The organism is Amycolatopsis keratiniphila subsp. keratiniphila, assembly GCF_001620365.2.
Lineage (GTDB): Bacteria > Actinomycetota > Actinomycetes > Mycobacteriales > Pseudonocardiaceae > Amycolatopsis > Amycolatopsis keratiniphila.
In genome coordinates, this window is record NZ_LQMT02000037.1 from 54,833 (window position 1) to 69,442 (window position 14,610).

General features: G+C 68.3%; 12 protein-coding genes. 8 read left to right on the top strand and 4 right to left on the bottom strand.

Features of this window, described 5'->3' with window-relative positions:
- The first annotated feature begins 131 nt into the window (after positions 1 to 131).
- The 8 genes from AVR91_RS34180 (at position 132) to AVR91_RS34215 (ending at position 9,289) form a co-directional block, all read left to right on the top strand.
- A complete protein-coding gene (locus AVR91_RS34180; RefSeq protein WP_063272221.1) occupies positions 132 to 941 on the top strand; it encodes an SGNH/GDSL hydrolase family protein in 810 nt (269 codons plus the stop codon).
- Positions 942 to 1,086: 145 nt separating this feature from the next.
- Positions 1,087 to 2,700 carry a carboxyl transferase domain-containing protein gene (locus AVR91_RS34185; RefSeq protein ID WP_063272220.1) on the top strand — a complete coding sequence of 538 codons (1,614 nt, stop codon included), beginning with the start codon at positions 1,087 to 1,089 and terminating at the stop codon, positions 2,698 to 2,700.
- A gap of 2 nt (positions 2,701 to 2,702) precedes the next feature.
- Entirely contained in the window at positions 2,703 to 4,688 is a 1,986-nt protein-coding gene (locus tag AVR91_RS34190) for an ATP-binding protein (RefSeq protein WP_063272219.1), read from the top strand.
- Positions 4,685 to 5,839, top strand: a complete 1,155-nt coding sequence (locus tag AVR91_RS34195) for an acyl-CoA dehydrogenase family protein (RefSeq protein ID WP_063272218.1) — start codon at positions 4,685 to 4,687, stop codon at positions 5,837 to 5,839. Before AVR91_RS34190 ends, AVR91_RS34195 begins: the two co-directional genes overlap by 4 nt.
- 43 nt (positions 5,840 to 5,882) lie before the next feature.
- Positions 5,883 to 6,650: a type I methionyl aminopeptidase gene (map, locus tag AVR91_RS34200; RefSeq protein WP_063272217.1), complete on the top strand. Its 768-nt coding sequence runs from the start codon at positions 5,883 to 5,885 to the stop codon at positions 6,648 to 6,650.
- 9 nt (positions 6,651 to 6,659) lie between these two features.
- On the top strand, positions 6,660 to 7,166 hold the full coding sequence (locus AVR91_RS34205) for a GNAT family N-acetyltransferase (protein WP_038508728.1): 507 nt from the start codon (positions 6,660 to 6,662) through the stop codon (positions 7,164 to 7,166).
- A gap of 86 nt (positions 7,167 to 7,252) precedes the next feature.
- Positions 7,253 to 8,116, top strand: coding sequence for an SDR family oxidoreductase (locus tag AVR91_RS34210; RefSeq protein WP_063272216.1), 864 nt, complete (start codon positions 7,253 to 7,255; stop codon positions 8,114 to 8,116).
- Positions 8,117 to 8,233: 117 nt separating this feature from the next.
- Positions 8,234 to 9,289: an alpha/beta fold hydrolase gene (locus AVR91_RS34215; protein WP_016337018.1), complete on the top strand. Its 1,056-nt coding sequence runs from the start codon at positions 8,234 to 8,236 to the stop codon at positions 9,287 to 9,289.
- On the opposite strand, the gene AVR91_RS34220 is transcribed toward AVR91_RS34215, so the two are convergent.
- From AVR91_RS34220 to AVR91_RS34235, 4 genes are all read right to left on the bottom strand, one after another.
- Complete coding sequence (locus tag AVR91_RS34220; RefSeq protein WP_063272215.1) at positions 9,253 to 10,260, bottom strand: MASE1 domain-containing protein; 1,008 nt, start codon at positions 10,258 to 10,260, stop codon at positions 9,253 to 9,255. The two genes, AVR91_RS34215 and AVR91_RS34220, sit on opposite strands and share 37 nt — an antisense overlap.
- Before the next feature lie 342 nt (positions 10,261 to 10,602).
- A complete protein-coding gene (locus tag AVR91_RS34225; RefSeq protein ID WP_016337016.1) occupies positions 10,603 to 11,811 on the bottom strand; it encodes an acyl-CoA dehydrogenase family protein in 1,209 nt (402 codons plus the stop codon).
- A gap of 18 nt (positions 11,812 to 11,829) precedes the next feature.
- Entirely contained in the window at positions 11,830 to 13,125 is a 1,296-nt protein-coding gene (locus AVR91_RS34230; RefSeq protein WP_063272214.1) for an acyl-CoA dehydrogenase family protein, read from the bottom strand.
- 261 nt (positions 13,126 to 13,386) lie between these two features.
- Positions 13,387 to 14,592 carry a low temperature requirement protein A gene (locus AVR91_RS34235; RefSeq protein ID WP_143254197.1) on the bottom strand — a complete coding sequence of 402 codons (1,206 nt, stop codon included), beginning with the start codon at positions 14,590 to 14,592 and terminating at the stop codon, positions 13,387 to 13,389.
- Positions 14,593 to 14,610 lie beyond the last annotated feature (18 nt).

Genomic DNA, 14,610 nt, shown 5'->3' on the forward strand with positions numbered 1-14,610 from the left:
TGTTAGCGAGCGCTAACACGCGGCCGTACTTCCAGCCTGAGCCAAGTGGGCTACCTGGGGAAATGACCCTTTTGTGTGGGGTTACCACCTGGTAATGCTGTCTCTCGTCAACTTGTCACGAAGGAGTGACCATGGCCGTCCCTGCTCGGATCAAAGCTCTTTCCTTCACTCGTTTAGGTGCGGCCCTGGGGGTCGCTGTCCTTGCCACCCTCGGTCTCGCGGGCTCCGCCCAAGCGGCGACCAACTACGTGGCGCTCGGTGACTCGTACTCGTCCGGCGTCGGTGCCGGCAGCTACGGGAACTCGGGTGACTGCATGCGCAGTGCCAACGCCTATCCCCAGCTTTGGGCCAACGCCCACGCCGGGACCACCTTCAAGTTCGTCGCGTGCTCGGGGGCGCGCACCGGCGACGTCTTGAACCAGATCGCGAACGTCACCTCCAGCACCACGCTGGTGACGGTCTCGGTCGGCGGCAACGACGCCGGTTTCGCCGACGTCATGACCACCTGCACCACCGGCAGTGACCAGACCTGCATCAACCGGGTCAACACCGCGAAGACCTACGTGAACAACACGCTTCCCGGGCTGCTGAACAACGTCTACAGCAAGATCAAGGCGAAGGCGCCCAGCGCGAAGCTGGTCGTCCTCGGGTACCCGCGCTTCTACACGGTGCCGGGTTCGTGCTCGGTCGGGCTGAGCGACACGAAGCGCACCGCGATCAACTCGGGTTCCGACGCGCTGGCGTCGGTGCTCTCGGCTCGTGCCGCGGCCAACGGCGCGAAGTTCGTCGACGTGCGGCCCGCCTTCACCGGGCACAACATCTGCTCGTCGGCCGACGACTACCTGCACAGCCTCACCTGGCCGATCGTGAACTCGTACCACCCGACGGCCACCGGCCAGCGGGGCGGCTACTACAACCCGCTGGTCTCCGCCATCGGCTGATTTCCAGTACGTGAAGGCCCCCTTCATTGCGTCTAGCGCAGTGAAGGGGGCCTTCACGTACTTCCGGGTGCGGTGGACAAGCGACGTTAGTGGGCGTTAACCTGTGCACGCGAGTTAACGACGGCTAACTTGGCGACGAGGAGCCATGGACACACCCGTACTGAGCACTTCTGCCGATCCGGGCAGCGACGAGTACGCCCGCAGCGTCACCTCCCACGCCGAGCTGGTCGAAGACCTGCGCAAGCGGCTCGCCGCCGCCCGGCTCGGGGGCCCGGAGAAATCCCGCACCCGCCACGTCGAGCGGGGCAAACTCCTGCCACGCGACCGGGTCGACACCCTCCTCGACCCGGGTTCGCCGTTCCTGGAGCTGTCCCCGCTGGCCGCCACCGGACTGTACGACGACGAGGCGCCGTCGGCCGGGATCATCACCGGGATCGGGCGGGTCTCGGGCCGCGAATGCGTGATCGTCGCCAACGACGCGACGGTCAAGGGTGGCACGTACTACCCGATGACGGTCAAGAAGCACCTGCGTGCGCAAGAGGTCGCGCTGCACAACAACCTGCCGTGCATCTACCTGGTGGACTCCGGCGGCGCGTTCCTGCCGAGGCAGGACGAGGTCTTCCCGGATCGTGAGCACTTCGGCCGGATCTTCTACAACCAGGCCACCATGTCGGCGCGGGGTATCCCGCAGATCGCCGCGGTGCTCGGCTCCTGCACGGCGGGCGGCGCGTACGTCCCGGCGATGAGCGACGAAGCGGTCATCGTGCGGAACCAGGGCACCATCTTCCTCGGCGGCCCGCCGCTGGTGAAGGCCGCGACGGGCGAGGTCGTCACGGCCGAGGAACTCGGCGGCGGCGACGTCCACTCGCGCCAGTCCGGCGTCACCGACCACCTGGCCGAAGACGACGCCGACGCCTTGCGCATCGTTCGCTCGATCGTGTCGACCTTGGGCCCGCGTACGCCACGCCCGTGGGATGTCCTCCCGACGGAGGCCCCGGTCGCCGACCCGAACGAGCTGTACGGCGTCGTCCCGACCGACCCGCGCGTGCCCTACGACGTCCGCGAGGTCATCGCGCGGATCGTCGACGGCAGCCGGTTCGGCGAGTTCAAGAAGGAGTACGGCTCGACACTGGTCACCGGGTTCGCCCGGATCCACGGCCACCCCGTCGGCATCATCGCGAACAACGGCGTCCTGTTCGCCGAGTCCGCGATGAAGGGCGCGCATTTCATCGAGCTGTGCGACAAACGCTCGATCCCGCTGCTGTTCCTGCAGAACATCACCGGGTTCATGGTCGGCCGCGCCTACGAGGCGGGCGGTATCGCCAAGCACGGCGCGAAGATGGTCACAGCGGTGGCCTGCGCACGCGTGCCGAAGCTGACCGTCGTCATCGGCGGCTCGTTCGGCGCGGGCAACTATTCGATGTGCGGCCGCGCGTACTCGCCCCGGTTCCTGTGGATGTGGCCGAACGCGCGGATCTCGGTGATGGGCGGCGAGCAGGCGGCGTCGGTGTTGTCCACGGTCCGCCGCGACGCCATCGAGGCACGCGGCGGTGAATGGTCCACTGAGGACGAAGAGGCCTTCAAGGAGCCGATCCGCGACCAGTACGAGGCGCAGGGGAGCCCGTACTACTCGACGGCGCGGCTGTGGGACGACGGCGTGATCGACCCGGCGGACACCCGCACGGTGCTCGGCCTTGCGCTGTCCGCGGCGGCCAACGCGCCCTTGTCCGATGTCAACTACGGCGTCTTCAGGATGTGAGCATGTTCGACACGGTTCTGGTCGCCAACCGCGGGGAGATCGCGGTCCGCGTGATCCGCTCGCTGCAGGGGCTCGGCATCCGTTCGGTCGCGGTGTACAGCGACGCGGACGCCGACGCCCGGCACGTCCGGGAGGCGCACACGGCTGTCCGCATCGGCCCGGCCGAAGCGGCGAAGAGCTATCTGTCCATTCCCGCGATCGTCCAGGCTGCGCTCGACACGGGCGCGCAGGCGGTCCACCCCGGCTACGGCTTCCTCGCGGAGAACGCGGAATTCGCCCGCGCCTGCGCCGAGGCGGGGCTGGTGTTCATCGGTCCGCCGGTCGAGGCCATCGACGCCATGGGCGACAAGATCCGCGCCAAGGCGACGGTGTCCAAGGCCGGGGTCCCGGTGGTGCCCGGAGCGTCCGATGTGGACATCCCCGAAGGTGGTTTCGCGGCCGCCGCCGAGAAGGTCGGCTTCCCGCTGCTGCTCAAGCCGTCCGCCGGTGGTGGCGGCAAGGGGATGCGGCTGGTCACCGAACTGTCCGAATTGGACGCCGCGGTCGAGTCCGCCCGACGCGAGGCCAAGGGTTCCTTCGGTGACGACACCCTGCTCATGGAGCGGTTCGTCACCACGCCGCGCCATATCGAGATCCAGGTGCTCGCCGACAAGCACGGCAACGTGATCCACCTCGGCGAGCGTGAGTGCAGCCTGCAGCGGCGGCACCAGAAGATCATCGAAGAGGCGCCGTCCGTGCTCCTCGACGAAGCCACGCGCGCGAAGATGGGCGCGTCCGCCGTCGAGGCCGCGCGTTCGGTCGGGTACGTCGGCGCGGGGACGGTCGAGTTCATCGTTTCGGCCACCGCGCCCGACGAGTTCTTCTTCATGGAGATGAACACCCGGCTGCAGGTCGAGCATCCGGTGACCGAGCTGGTGACCGGGCTCGATCTCGTCGAGTGGCAGGTCAAGATCGCCGCCGGCGACGTGCTCACCGTGGCGCAGGACGATGTCAAGCTGGACGGCCACGCGGTCGAAGCCCGTGTCTACGCCGAAGATCCCGCTCGCGGTTTCATCCCGACGGGTGGCACCGTGCTCGCGGTCCACGAACCGTCCGGCGAGGGCGTGCGCGTCGACTCGTGGATGAGCGAGGGCGCGGTCATCGGCTCGAACTACGACCCGATGCTGGCCAAGGTCATCGCCTGGGGACCGGACCGCGCGGCCGCGTTGCACCGGCTCGATCTGGCGCTCGCGGACACCGCGCTGCTCGGCCTCGGTACCAACGTCGCCTTCCTGCGCGGGCTGCTCGCCGACGGCGACGTCCGTGACGGCAAGCTCGACACCGGCCTCGTCGACCGGCGACTGTCCACTTTGGTCTCCGAGGAGGTGCCGCCGGAGTTCTTCGTGGCGGCGGCGCTCGACCGGCTGCTTTCCCTGCAGCCCCAGGGAGACGTCGTCGATCCGTGGGACGTCCCGGACGGCTGGCGGCTCGGCGGTTCGGGCGGGATCGACTTCGCGTTGAAGTCGGGCAGCTCCGAAGCCGTCGTCCGGGTGCAGGGCACGCCCGCGAACGCGCTCGTCAGTGTCGACGGCGCCGAGCCGGTGAAGGTGTCCGCGCGACGCCTCGGCGATCTGCTGGAAGTCCGGCATCCCACCGGTTTCCACCGCTACCGGCACGCGGCCGGGACCGGCCGGACGGTGTGGCTCGCGCGTGACGGGCACAGCTTCGCGATCGGCGAGCGTGAACGGCTGCGTTCGGCCGCCGGTGCCGCGGGCGGCGCCGGACCGGTCACCAGCCCGATGCCCGGGACCGTGCTCGTGGTCAAGGCCGCCGCCGGTGACGTGGTGACCGCCGGGACCCCGCTCGTGGTCGTCGAGGCGATGAAGATGGAGCACACGATCACCGCGCCGATCGACGGCGTGGTCAGTGAACTCCCCGTCCGGGCAGGCCAACAGGTCGCGCTGGACGAGACGGTAGCCGTCGTGACACCCCAAAAGGATGAGCAATGATCGACTTTCGGCTGGATGACGAGTACGAGGCGCTGCGCAAGACGGTCGAGGAGTTCGCGCGCTCCGAGGTCGCCCCGGTCATCGGCGACCTCTACGAGCGGGAGGAATTCCCGTACGAGATCGTCGCGAAGATGGCCGACATGGGCCTGTTCGGCCTGCCGTTCCCCGAGGAGTACGGCGGCATGGGCGGCGACTACTTCGCGCTCTGCCTGACCCTTGAAGAATTGGCGCGCGTCGATTCCTCGGTCGCGATCACCGTCGAGGCGGGCGTTTCCCTGGGTGCCATGCCGATCTACCGGTTCGGTACCGAGGAGCAGAAGGAGAAGTGGCTCCCGGAGCTGTGCGCCGGCACCGCGCTCGGCGCCTTCGGGCTCACCGAACCCGGCGGCGGCTCGGACGCGGGCGCCACCCGCACGCGGGCGAAACTCGACGGTGACACCTGGGTGATCAACGGCAGCAAGTCGTTCATCACCAACTCCGGCACCGACATCACGAAACTGGTCACGGTCACCGCCGTCACCGACGTGAAGGAGAACGGGCGCAAGGAGATCTCGGCGATCATCGTGCCGTCCGGCACGCCGGGCTTCGGCGTCGCGCCGAAATACTCCAAGGTCGGCTGGAACTGCTCGGACACGCACGAGCTCTCGTTCGACGACCTCCGTGTCCCGGCCGAGAACCTGGTCGGCGAACGCGGCCGCGGGTACGCCCAGTTCCTGTCCATTTTGGACGAAGGCCGGGTCGCGATCGCCGCGTTGAGCGTCGGGCTCGCGCAGGGCTGCGTCGACGAATGCCTGCGGTACGTCAAGGAACGCGAGGCTTTCGGGCACAAGATCGGCGAATACCAGGCGATCCAGTTCAAGATCGCCGACATGGAGGTGCGCACGCACACCGCGCGGCTGGCGTACTACGCGGCGGCGTCGAAGATGCTGCGCGGTGAGCCGTTCAAGAAGGAGGCGTCGATCGCGAAGCTCGTCGCGTCGAACGCCGCCATGGACAACTCGCGCGACGCGACGCAGATCTTCGGCGGGTACGGCTTCATGAACGAGTTCCCGGTGAGCCGCTTCTACCGTGACGCGAAGATCCTGGAGATCGGCGAGGGGACCTCGGAGGTGCAGCGCATGCTGATCGCGCGGCACCTCGGCGTCGCCTGACGCCCTTGACCATGCCGATAATTATACCGGTATAGTTATCGGCATGGTCGAGTTGAAATCCGCCACCGAGCTGGACGTCATGCGCGAGTCCGGCCGTGTCGTGGCACGGACGTTGCAAGCGGCGAAAGAGGCGTCGGCGATCGGCGTGAGCCTGAAAGAGCTGGACGAGATCGCCGCGCAGGTGATCAGGGACGCCGGTGCGAAGCCGTCGTTCCTCCACTATCAGCCGCATTCCGCGCCGACCCCGTTCCCCGCCGTGATCTGCGCGAGCGTCAACGACGCCGTCGTCCACGGCATCCCGTCGGACTATCGCCTGCGTGACGGCGACCTGGTCAGCATCGACGCCGGTGCCTACATCGACGGCTGGCACGGCGACGCGGCGATCAGTTACGTCGTCGGCGAGGCCGATCCCGCCGATCTCGAACTCATCGCGACCACCGAACGAGCGCTGGCCGCAGGGATCGCCGCCGCGCAGGTGGGCGGCAAGATGGGCGACATCTCCCACGCTGTCGGCACTGTCGGTCGCAAAGCGGGCTACGGCCTTCTCGCGCACCACGGTGGCCATGGGATCGGCCGCAGCATGCACGAGGACCCGCATCTGCCGAACGAGGGCAAGCCGGGTCGCGGCATGCGTCTCCAGCCGGGGCTGGTGCTGGCGATCGAGCCGATGCTCATCGCCGACGGCCGCGACGCCTACCGGACCGACGACGACGGCTGGACACTGCGCACCGTCGGCGGCGCCAGGGCGGCGCACGTGGAGCATACGGTCGCGATCACCACAGAAGGTCCGCGTGTGCTCACGATGTTGTAGAACGGAAGGATGAGCGACTTCATCATCCGCCAGGGTGGTTCTGGGGATTTCCAAACGCTGCTGGACATGTTCGACGAGGTCGTCGCGTGGCTGGCGTCGCGCGGCAGCGAAGGGCAGTGGGGGACCGAGCCGTGGTCCACCATCCCGAAGCGGGTCGAGCGGGTCCGTGGGATGGCCGACGGACCGGGGCTGTACCTCGCCGAGATCGACGGAGAGGTGGCCGGGGCGATCATCCTCGGCGACCGCTTCCCGCATGTCTCGCCGGTCGACGAGCCGGAGATCTACATCGGCCTGCTGCTGACCTCGCGCCGGTTCACCGGGCACCGGGTCGGCTCACGGCTCATCGAGTTCGCGCTGGCCGAGGCGCGGGAACGCGGTATCGGGCTGGTGCGGGTCGACTGCTGGGCCGGTGGTGACGGCGACTTGCAGCGCTACTACGAGAGCCAGGGCTTCAAACCGACGGAACGTTTCGACGTCAAGGGCTGGATCGGGCAGGTCTTCGAGCAGCGGCCGTAGGACTGGCGTCGATGCGGCTTCGGGTGCACCATAGTTGACACATCGCCAACAGTGCCCCGGACAGCGAAGTCGCAGAGGAGACCGGCATGGCCAAGCGTGAACGTGCCCTGGCGGGCAAGGTCGTTGTGATCACCGGAGCGGCGCAGGGCATCGGGGCCAGTACCGCGACGGCGCTGTCCCGGCTCGGCGCGAAGGTGGTCATCGGCGACCTGGACCAGGTCCTCGCCGAGAAGACCGCGGCCGAACTGGGGGCGGAGGCGCTGCCGCTCGACGTCACCGACACGAAGGGCTTCACCGAGTTCCTCGACGAGGTCGAGCGGCGCGTCGGCCCGATCGACGTGCTGATCAACAACGCGGGCATCATGCCGCTCGCGCCGCTCGAAGAAGAGGACGACGCGGCGACCCGCAGGCTGCTCGAGATCAACCTGCACGCGGTCATCCACGGCACCAGGGAAGCCGTGAAACGGATGCGCCCGCGTGGTACCGGCCACATCGTCAACATCGCCTCGATGGCGGGGAAGGCCGGATTCCCCGGCGCCGCGACCTACTGCGCGACGAAACACGCCGTCGTCGGCCTGTCGGAATCGGTGCATCTGGAATTGCACGGGACCGGCGTGCTGGTGTCGTGCGTGATGCCGGCGGTGGTGCGCACGGAACTGGCCAGCGGGCTCGGCGAGGCGAAATTCTTCAAATCGGTGCAACCCGAAGATGTGGCGCAGGCCATTGTCGATGCGTTGCGCCGTCCCAAGTTCGACGTCTTCGTTCCCGCATCGCTGGACGCCATGGGCAGGATCACACGGCTGCTTCCGCGTCGTCTCGGCGAAGGACTGCTTCGTGCGCTCGGCGGCGACAAGATTCTGTCCTCCGCAACGCATTCCGCCGCCCGGGCGGAGTACGAATCGCGGGCCGCGCGGAGTGCCCCGGCGGCGGAAAAGGGTGTCGATTCTTAACTCGGACGGCCTAGCGACTGTCCGAAATGGACGGCCTGTGACGGCGGCGGTGTTGAGTCGTGCGCTCCCAAGCGGCAAGATTACGTCTTACCGCGTTGATTCCCCAGGAGGCACACCATGGCCACACCCCCGGCACGGCTCGCCGCCGCCGCGTCGAACGTCGTCGGGAAGGTGCTGCACGGTGGTGTCGCGGATCTTCGCCCGGTGCCGCGCGTCCTGATCGACCAGGGCCCGAATCGTTCCCTGTACCGGCTGACCAACGGCAAGGGAGCCCAGGAGGGCCCGCCGGTGCTGCTGGTGCCGCCGCTGGCCGCGCCCGCGCTGTGCTTCGACCTGCGCCGCGGGTGCAGTCTCGCCGAGCACCTGGTCGAGGGCGGCCGCAACACCTACCTCGTCGACTACGGGAACGTCGCCTTCTCCGACCGGCGCCTCGGCATCGAGCACTGGATCGAAGAGGTGCTCCCGCGCGCGATCCGCAAGGTCAGCGAGGACTCGGGCGGCCAGGGCGTGCACGTCGTCGCCTGGTGCCTCGGCGGGATCTTCTCCCTGCTGACCACCGCCGACCAGCCCGACCTGCCGATCGAGTCGATCGCGACCATCGCGTCGCCGTTCGACTTCACCGCGATCCCGCTGATCGCCCCGTTCCGCCCGCTGGTGGACCTCACCGGCGGCCACCTGCTGACCCCGTTCTACCGGGCGCTCGGCGGCGCACCGTCCTATTTGGTCAGCCGCGTCTTCCGTGCGACCGGGATCAGCAAGGAGATCACCAAACCTCTTGCCATCCTGAAGAATCTCGACGACCGGGACTATCTGGCGCAGATCGAGGCCGTCGACCACTTCATGGACAACATGATCGCCTATCCCGGGCGGACGTTCGGCCAGATCTACCACCGGTTCTTCCGTGCCAACGACCTCGCCGAGGGCACGGTCGACCTCAACGGCCGCATCATCGCGCTGTCCGGGGTGAAGGTGCCGACGCTGGTCATCGCCGGGCAGAACGACACGATCGCCCCGCGCGCCGCCGTCGAACGGCTCACCGAGCTGCTGGACAACTCGCCATCGGTGACCTTCGAGACCGCGCCCGGCGGGCACCTGGGCGTCCTCACCGGCCGGAAGGCCCGCGGGACGACGTGGCGCTACCTCGACCGTTTCCTCGACGAACAGGCCGCCTGAGCCTCGTCCTCGTCGTGCTGGGTGATGGCGCTGCGCAAGGACTGGCGCGGCGCGATCACGTCCACCATTTCGGTGATCCGCCGCCAGGCGTCGGTGAGTTCGGAGGTGGCGCGATCGCGCTGCAGGACGATCGTGGACAACGTCAGCGCGGTGAGCCCGACGGTGGCGTCGTAGGCTTGGACGTGCAGCATCCTGGTCGTCAGCTCGTAGGAACCGTAGGGGCCGAGTCCTCGGATCGCGGCGAAGATCGTGACCGTGCAGACGCACAAGGAGCACGGCAGCGCTCCGGCTTGCCGGAAGCGCAGTGCCGCCCAGATGAGCACGGGGAAGACCACGAACAGCTTCGGCGTCGTCGTGGACGCGAGGACGGCCGTGCCGAGACCGAAGAGCGCGAGCGCCGCCGCCTCACCCCAGCGGACGAGCGGAACCCGCCTGGGCAAACGGAACCTCGGCGCCAGGAGCAGCAGCGGCGTGATCGTCAGGACACCCATCGCGTCGCCGGTCCACCACACGAGCGCGGTCGCCCAGAAATCGCCGGGGCTCACCGCGCCGCCGGAGACCAGCACGCCGGTGCCCAGGACGGCGCTGACGGCCGTGCCCCCGATCGCCCCGACCGCCACCAGGAGGACTGCGTCGGGAAGCCGGTCGAGCTCGGTGCGGAAACCCAGCCGCCGCATCACCGCGTACGCCAGCATCGGGCCGGCAGTGTTCCCCAGGGAGATCACCAGCACCGTGCCGAGCGAGGGCCCGAGCGCGATGTTCGTCAGGAGCGCGCCGAGGAAGATACCCGGCCAGAATCGTGGCCCCAGCAGCATCGGCACCGCCATCGCGATCCCCGCGGCGGGCCACAGCGGCGAGATCTGCTCCCGCACGATCGCCCACTGGATCCCGATCTGGGCGGTGGCGAAATAGCAGACCGTGACCCCGAGGACGATGAGACACCAGCGTGAGGCAGGGGGAAGCGGTCTCATCGCGACTCCTGGCCTTCGCGGGCAAAGGAAAGTTCGAGAGTACCTCTGCTCGGTCACCACGAAGGTGTTGTCGAAATGGTGGAATAAACGGGCTCGTGGGTGGCACGGACGGTTGCCGCCATGGCTACCGGGTGCTGCCGGTCTCAGGCGCACGGTTTGTGGCGGTGTGTCGCGAAAGCCACTTTCGCGACGTCTGATGTCCCGAAAGTGGCTTTCGCGACATGATCGCCACGGCGTTACCGCGCCCAGCCACGACCGACGTTGCGAAAGCCACTTTCGCAACCTTCAACGTTGCGAAAGTGGCTTTCGCAACCCACGGTTGCCACCCACGAGCCTCGCGCCTTACTTCAGCTCGGCGCTGGTCTTGCCCAGGATCCGGCGAGCCACGATCAGCTGCTGGATCTGTTGCGTGCCTTCGAAGATGTCCAGGATCTTCGCGTCCCGGCTCCACTTCTCCAGCAGTGATTCCTCGGTGTAGCCCAGGGTTCCGGCCAGCTCGACGCATTTCAGCGTGATCTCGACGACCGACCGGCCCGCCTTCGCCTTGGCCATCGAGGCCTGCAGCGAGTTCGGCTTGCGGTTGTCGGCCATCCACGCCGACTCCATGGTCAGCAGGTACGCCGACTCGTAGTCCGCCTCCAGCTGCAGGAACGTGGCGGCGGCCGCGTGCTGGCTGTGGACGGGCTTGTCGTAGTCGATGGTCACGCCGGCGTCCGTGAGGATCTTCCTGGTCTCCTCCAGCGCCGCGCGGGCGACACCGATGGCCATCGCGGCGACCAGCGGGCGGGTGTTGTCGAAGGTCTGCATGACCCCCGCGAAACCCTTGGCGGTGTCGATCTCCGGCGTGCCGAGGAGATTCTCCTTGGGCACACGCACGTTCTCGAAACGCAGCACGGCCGTGTCGGAAGCGCGGATGCCGAGCTTGTGCTCGACGCGCACCACCTCGAAGCCGGGCGTGCCCTTCTCGACGACGAACGACTTGATCGCCGCGCGGCCCTTCGTCTTGTCCAAGGTGGCCCAGACGACGACGGCGTCGGCGCGCTCGCCCGCGGTCACGAAGATCTTCTCGCCGTTGATCACGTACTCGTCACCGTCGAGGCGCGCGGTCGCGGTGATCGCGGCGGAGTCCGAGCCGCAGTCCGGCTCGGTGATCGCCATCGCGGCCCACAGCCCGGAGAACTTCTTGAGCTGCTCGTCGGTGGCGACCGAGCCGATGGCGGCGTTACCGAGCCCTTGGCGCGGCATGGACAGCAGCAGACCGACGTCGCCCCAGCACATCTCGATCGTGCCGAGCACGATGTTGAGGTTGGAACCGTTGCGGTTGCCCGGTTTCTCGTTCTTCTCGGACCGGCGGACCCCCGCCGCGCCCGCGCCGCCCTCGCCGGAGGAGTTCAGCCCGTCCAGCAGCGCGGCGAACATGTCGAGCTCGGCCGGGTAGGTGTGCTCGGCGCGGTCGTACTTGCGCGAGATCGGCCGGAACACCTCGGCCGCGGCCTGGTACGCCTGGTTGATCAGCGTGCCGGCCTTCTTCGGAACCTCAAGGTTGATCATGATTGCCTTTCGAAAGTCCTAGAGAAGGACGGCGCCTTCCATGACGCCGATCGCACGGAGGTCGCGGTACCAGCGTTCGACCGGGTGCTCCTTGACGAACCCGTGCCCGCCGAGCAGCTGCACGCCGGCGCTGCCGATCTGCATTCCCTTGTCGGCGGCCAGTTTCCGGGCCAGCGCCACCTCACGGGCGTACGGCTTGCCCTGTTCGGCGCGAGAAGCGGCGCGCAACGTCACCAGCCGTAGCCCCTCCAGCTCGATGGCGATGTCGGCCACCGAGAACGCGACGGCCTGGCGGTGGCTCACCGGTTCGCCGAACGCCTTGCGCTCGTTGACATAAGGCACCACGTAGTCGAGGACGGCCTTCGCGGTCCCGGCGGCCAGCGCGGCCCAGCCGAGGCGCGAGAGCCGGACGACCTCGGTGAAGACCTCGGCCTTGCCGCCGCCGAGCAGCGCTCCGGCGGGCAACGCGACCTTCTCCAGGTGCAATTTCCCGGTCGCCGCGCCGCGCAGGCCCATCGCCGGTTCGGACTCGATGGTGACACCGGAGTTCGAAGACTCGACGAGGAACAGCGCGGGGCCGCGGCCTTCGAGATCGGCCGACACGATGAACAGCTCGGCGTCCGCGGCCCGCGGGACCAGCGACTTCACGCCGTCGAGCTGATAGCCCTTCGGCGTGCGGCGGGCCTTGGTGGCCGGCTTGAACGGGTCGAACAGCGCGGTGCGCTCCTGCAGCGCGAGCGCCGCGGCCGGGACGTTCTCGCCGACGAACGCGGGCAGGTAGTCCGCCTGCTGCTGCTCGTCGCCGTAGGACACCAGCGCGGTGCTGACCGCGGACGGCGCGAGCACCGCGACCGCGAGCCCCAGGTCGCCGTGCGCGAGGGCCTCGGCGACCAGCGCGTTCGTGACCACCGACCGCTCGGTGCCGACACCGCCCAGCTCCTCGGGGATGCCGACGAGCGTGATGCCGAGTTCGGCGGCGCGGCTCAGCAGACCCTCGGGGGCCTGGAGCTTCGCGTCGGCGTCGGCCGCGGCGGGCCGCAGCTGCTCGGCCGCGAACTCCGTCACGGTCTCGACGATGAGCTGCTGATCCTCACTCGGGGTGAGGTCGAACAGTCCCGTGTCCTCGGCAGGCGCGAGCCGCGCGGGCTTGCCGAGCTTCTGGGCGGATTTGAACGTCCGTCCCGCCGCGCCCGCGACCCGGAAGCCGTTGCGCGTCCCGGCACTGACCAGGTTCTGCACGGGCTTCCGAAGTCCGGCCCGTTCAATGACCTTGCTCCCGGCCAGCCGGGTGAGCGCGGACAGGCCAAGGCCCATCGCGTCTCGTTTCCTAGGCGCACCCACGGTGAGTCTCCCTGCCTCGCTTACCTACTCGTGAGTAGGTTAACTCCCCTCGGCCGGATACGCCACCACGGGGGAGGCGAACGTCACGCCGATGAGTGATTCCGGGGGTGGAGGAGTCCCGGATTACTCACGAGGCGGCAGCTTTCGATTCCGCCTGCGCCGCAGAAGGTTGCGAAAGCCACTTTCGCAACCTTGAACGTTGCGAAAGTGGCTTTCGCAACGGCCCCCGCCGGCTCACGGCGTCCCGACCAACGGCCGATTCACAAGCTTGCGCCTCTCGAACAGCACCAGCGTGACCGCGGCCGACGCCACCACACCGACCAGCACGATCGCCGGCACCAGCTCCAGCAACGGCGTCGCCGCCAGCAAGGCCACCGCGAGCACCAGCCGCTGCACGTTCCACGAGCCCAGATTCCGCCGCCGCAGCCCGCTCAACGCGATCAGGTACAGCGCGAGCCCGCCGGTGAGCGCCCAGATCGGCGTTCCGTGCAGACCGTCGGAAAGGCTGTGGTGCTCGGTGTCGGACACGTACAGCAGCGACTTCTTCAGCCCGAGCGCCACGAGCACGATCCCGGCGATGAGCGGAAGGTGCAGGAACGTGTACGTGTCCGTCCCGATCCGCACCCGCTCGACGCCCTCGGCGCGCTTCAGGTTGCGCTCGGAAACGTGCGAGACGACGGCGAAGTACATCCACCACATCGCCGAAGCGAGCGTGAGCCCGAAGACGGCGGCCAGCGTGATCGGCCACGACATCGGGTACGAACTGATCCCGATGCCGATCGCCACGATCGACTCGCCGAGCGCGATGATCACGATCAGCCCGAACCGCTCGGCGAAGTGGCCGGGCTGGTGCAGCCGCCAGTCCGAGGAGCGGGTCCGGAAGACGTTGACGTAGTCGGCGAGCAGCGCGACCGCCCAGATGCCGAGCTGCACCCAGCCCGAGAAGAAGGCCGCGACGGTCAGCAGCGCGACGCTCGGCAGCAGCCCGACGAACATCTTCAAGACGACCTTGCGCAGCTCCGGGTCGGTGCGGGCGGCGCCGAAGTACGCGGTGAGATGCAGCAGCCGCACCAGGAAGTAGCAGCCGACGAACATCAGCGGCGCGTACAGGCCGCCGGGCAGATCGGTGAACGCTTCCGGGATGGTCAGCGAGACCAGGAACATCGTCCCCATCGCGGCGAACATCGCGAGCTGGGCGATGCCGCGGTCGACGTGCAGGGTGTTCGCCAGCCAGGCGTAGGCGCACCAGCACCACCACAGCACGGCGATCATCGCCACGCCCTGTCCGATGCCGAGCGGGCTGAGGTGATCGGCCATCAGCTGCGTGGTCTGGGTGATGGCGTAGACGAAGACCAGGTCGAAGAAGAGTTCCAGCGTGGTGACCTTGTGGTCTTCGTCCCGGGTCACCAGATGCAGGCCGCGTTTCGTGGGCACGCGCATATCGTGCCCGGCGGGCCT

What these genes read in the sequence shown, in the direction of transcription:
- AVR91_RS34180 (WP_063272221.1), top strand. Translation starts at nt 132, where the DNA reads ATGGCCGTCCCTGCTCGGATCAAAGCTCTTTCCTTCACTCGTTTAGGT.
- AVR91_RS34185 (WP_063272220.1), top strand. Translation starts at nt 1,087, where the DNA reads ATGGACACACCCGTACTGAGCACTTCTGCCGATCCGGGCAGCGACGAG.
- AVR91_RS34190 (WP_063272219.1), top strand. Translation starts at nt 2,703, where the DNA reads ATGTTCGACACGGTTCTGGTCGCCAACCGCGGGGAGATCGCGGTCCGC.
- AVR91_RS34195 (WP_063272218.1), top strand. Translation starts at nt 4,685, where the DNA reads ATGATCGACTTTCGGCTGGATGACGAGTACGAGGCGCTGCGCAAGACG.
- map (WP_063272217.1), top strand. Translation starts at nt 5,883, where the DNA reads ATGGTCGAGTTGAAATCCGCCACCGAGCTGGACGTCATGCGCGAGTCC.
- AVR91_RS34205 (WP_038508728.1), top strand. Translation starts at nt 6,660, where the DNA reads ATGAGCGACTTCATCATCCGCCAGGGTGGTTCTGGGGATTTCCAAACG.
- AVR91_RS34210 (WP_063272216.1), top strand. Translation starts at nt 7,253, where the DNA reads ATGGCCAAGCGTGAACGTGCCCTGGCGGGCAAGGTCGTTGTGATCACC.
- AVR91_RS34215 (WP_016337018.1), top strand. Translation starts at nt 8,234, where the DNA reads ATGGCCACACCCCCGGCACGGCTCGCCGCCGCCGCGTCGAACGTCGTC.
- AVR91_RS34220 (WP_063272215.1), bottom strand. Translation starts at nt 10,260, where the DNA reads ATGAGACCGCTTCCCCCTGCCTCACGCTGGTGTCTCATCGTCCTCGGG.
- AVR91_RS34225 (WP_016337016.1), bottom strand. Translation starts at nt 11,811, where the DNA reads ATGATCAACCTTGAGGTTCCGAAGAAGGCCGGCACGCTGATCAACCAG.
- AVR91_RS34230 (WP_063272214.1), bottom strand. Translation starts at nt 13,125, where the DNA reads ATGGGCCTTGGCCTGTCCGCGCTCACCCGGCTGGCCGGGAGCAAGGTC.
- AVR91_RS34235 (WP_143254197.1), bottom strand. Translation starts at nt 14,592, where the DNA reads ATGCGCGTGCCCACGAAACGCGGCCTGCATCTGGTGACCCGGGACGAA.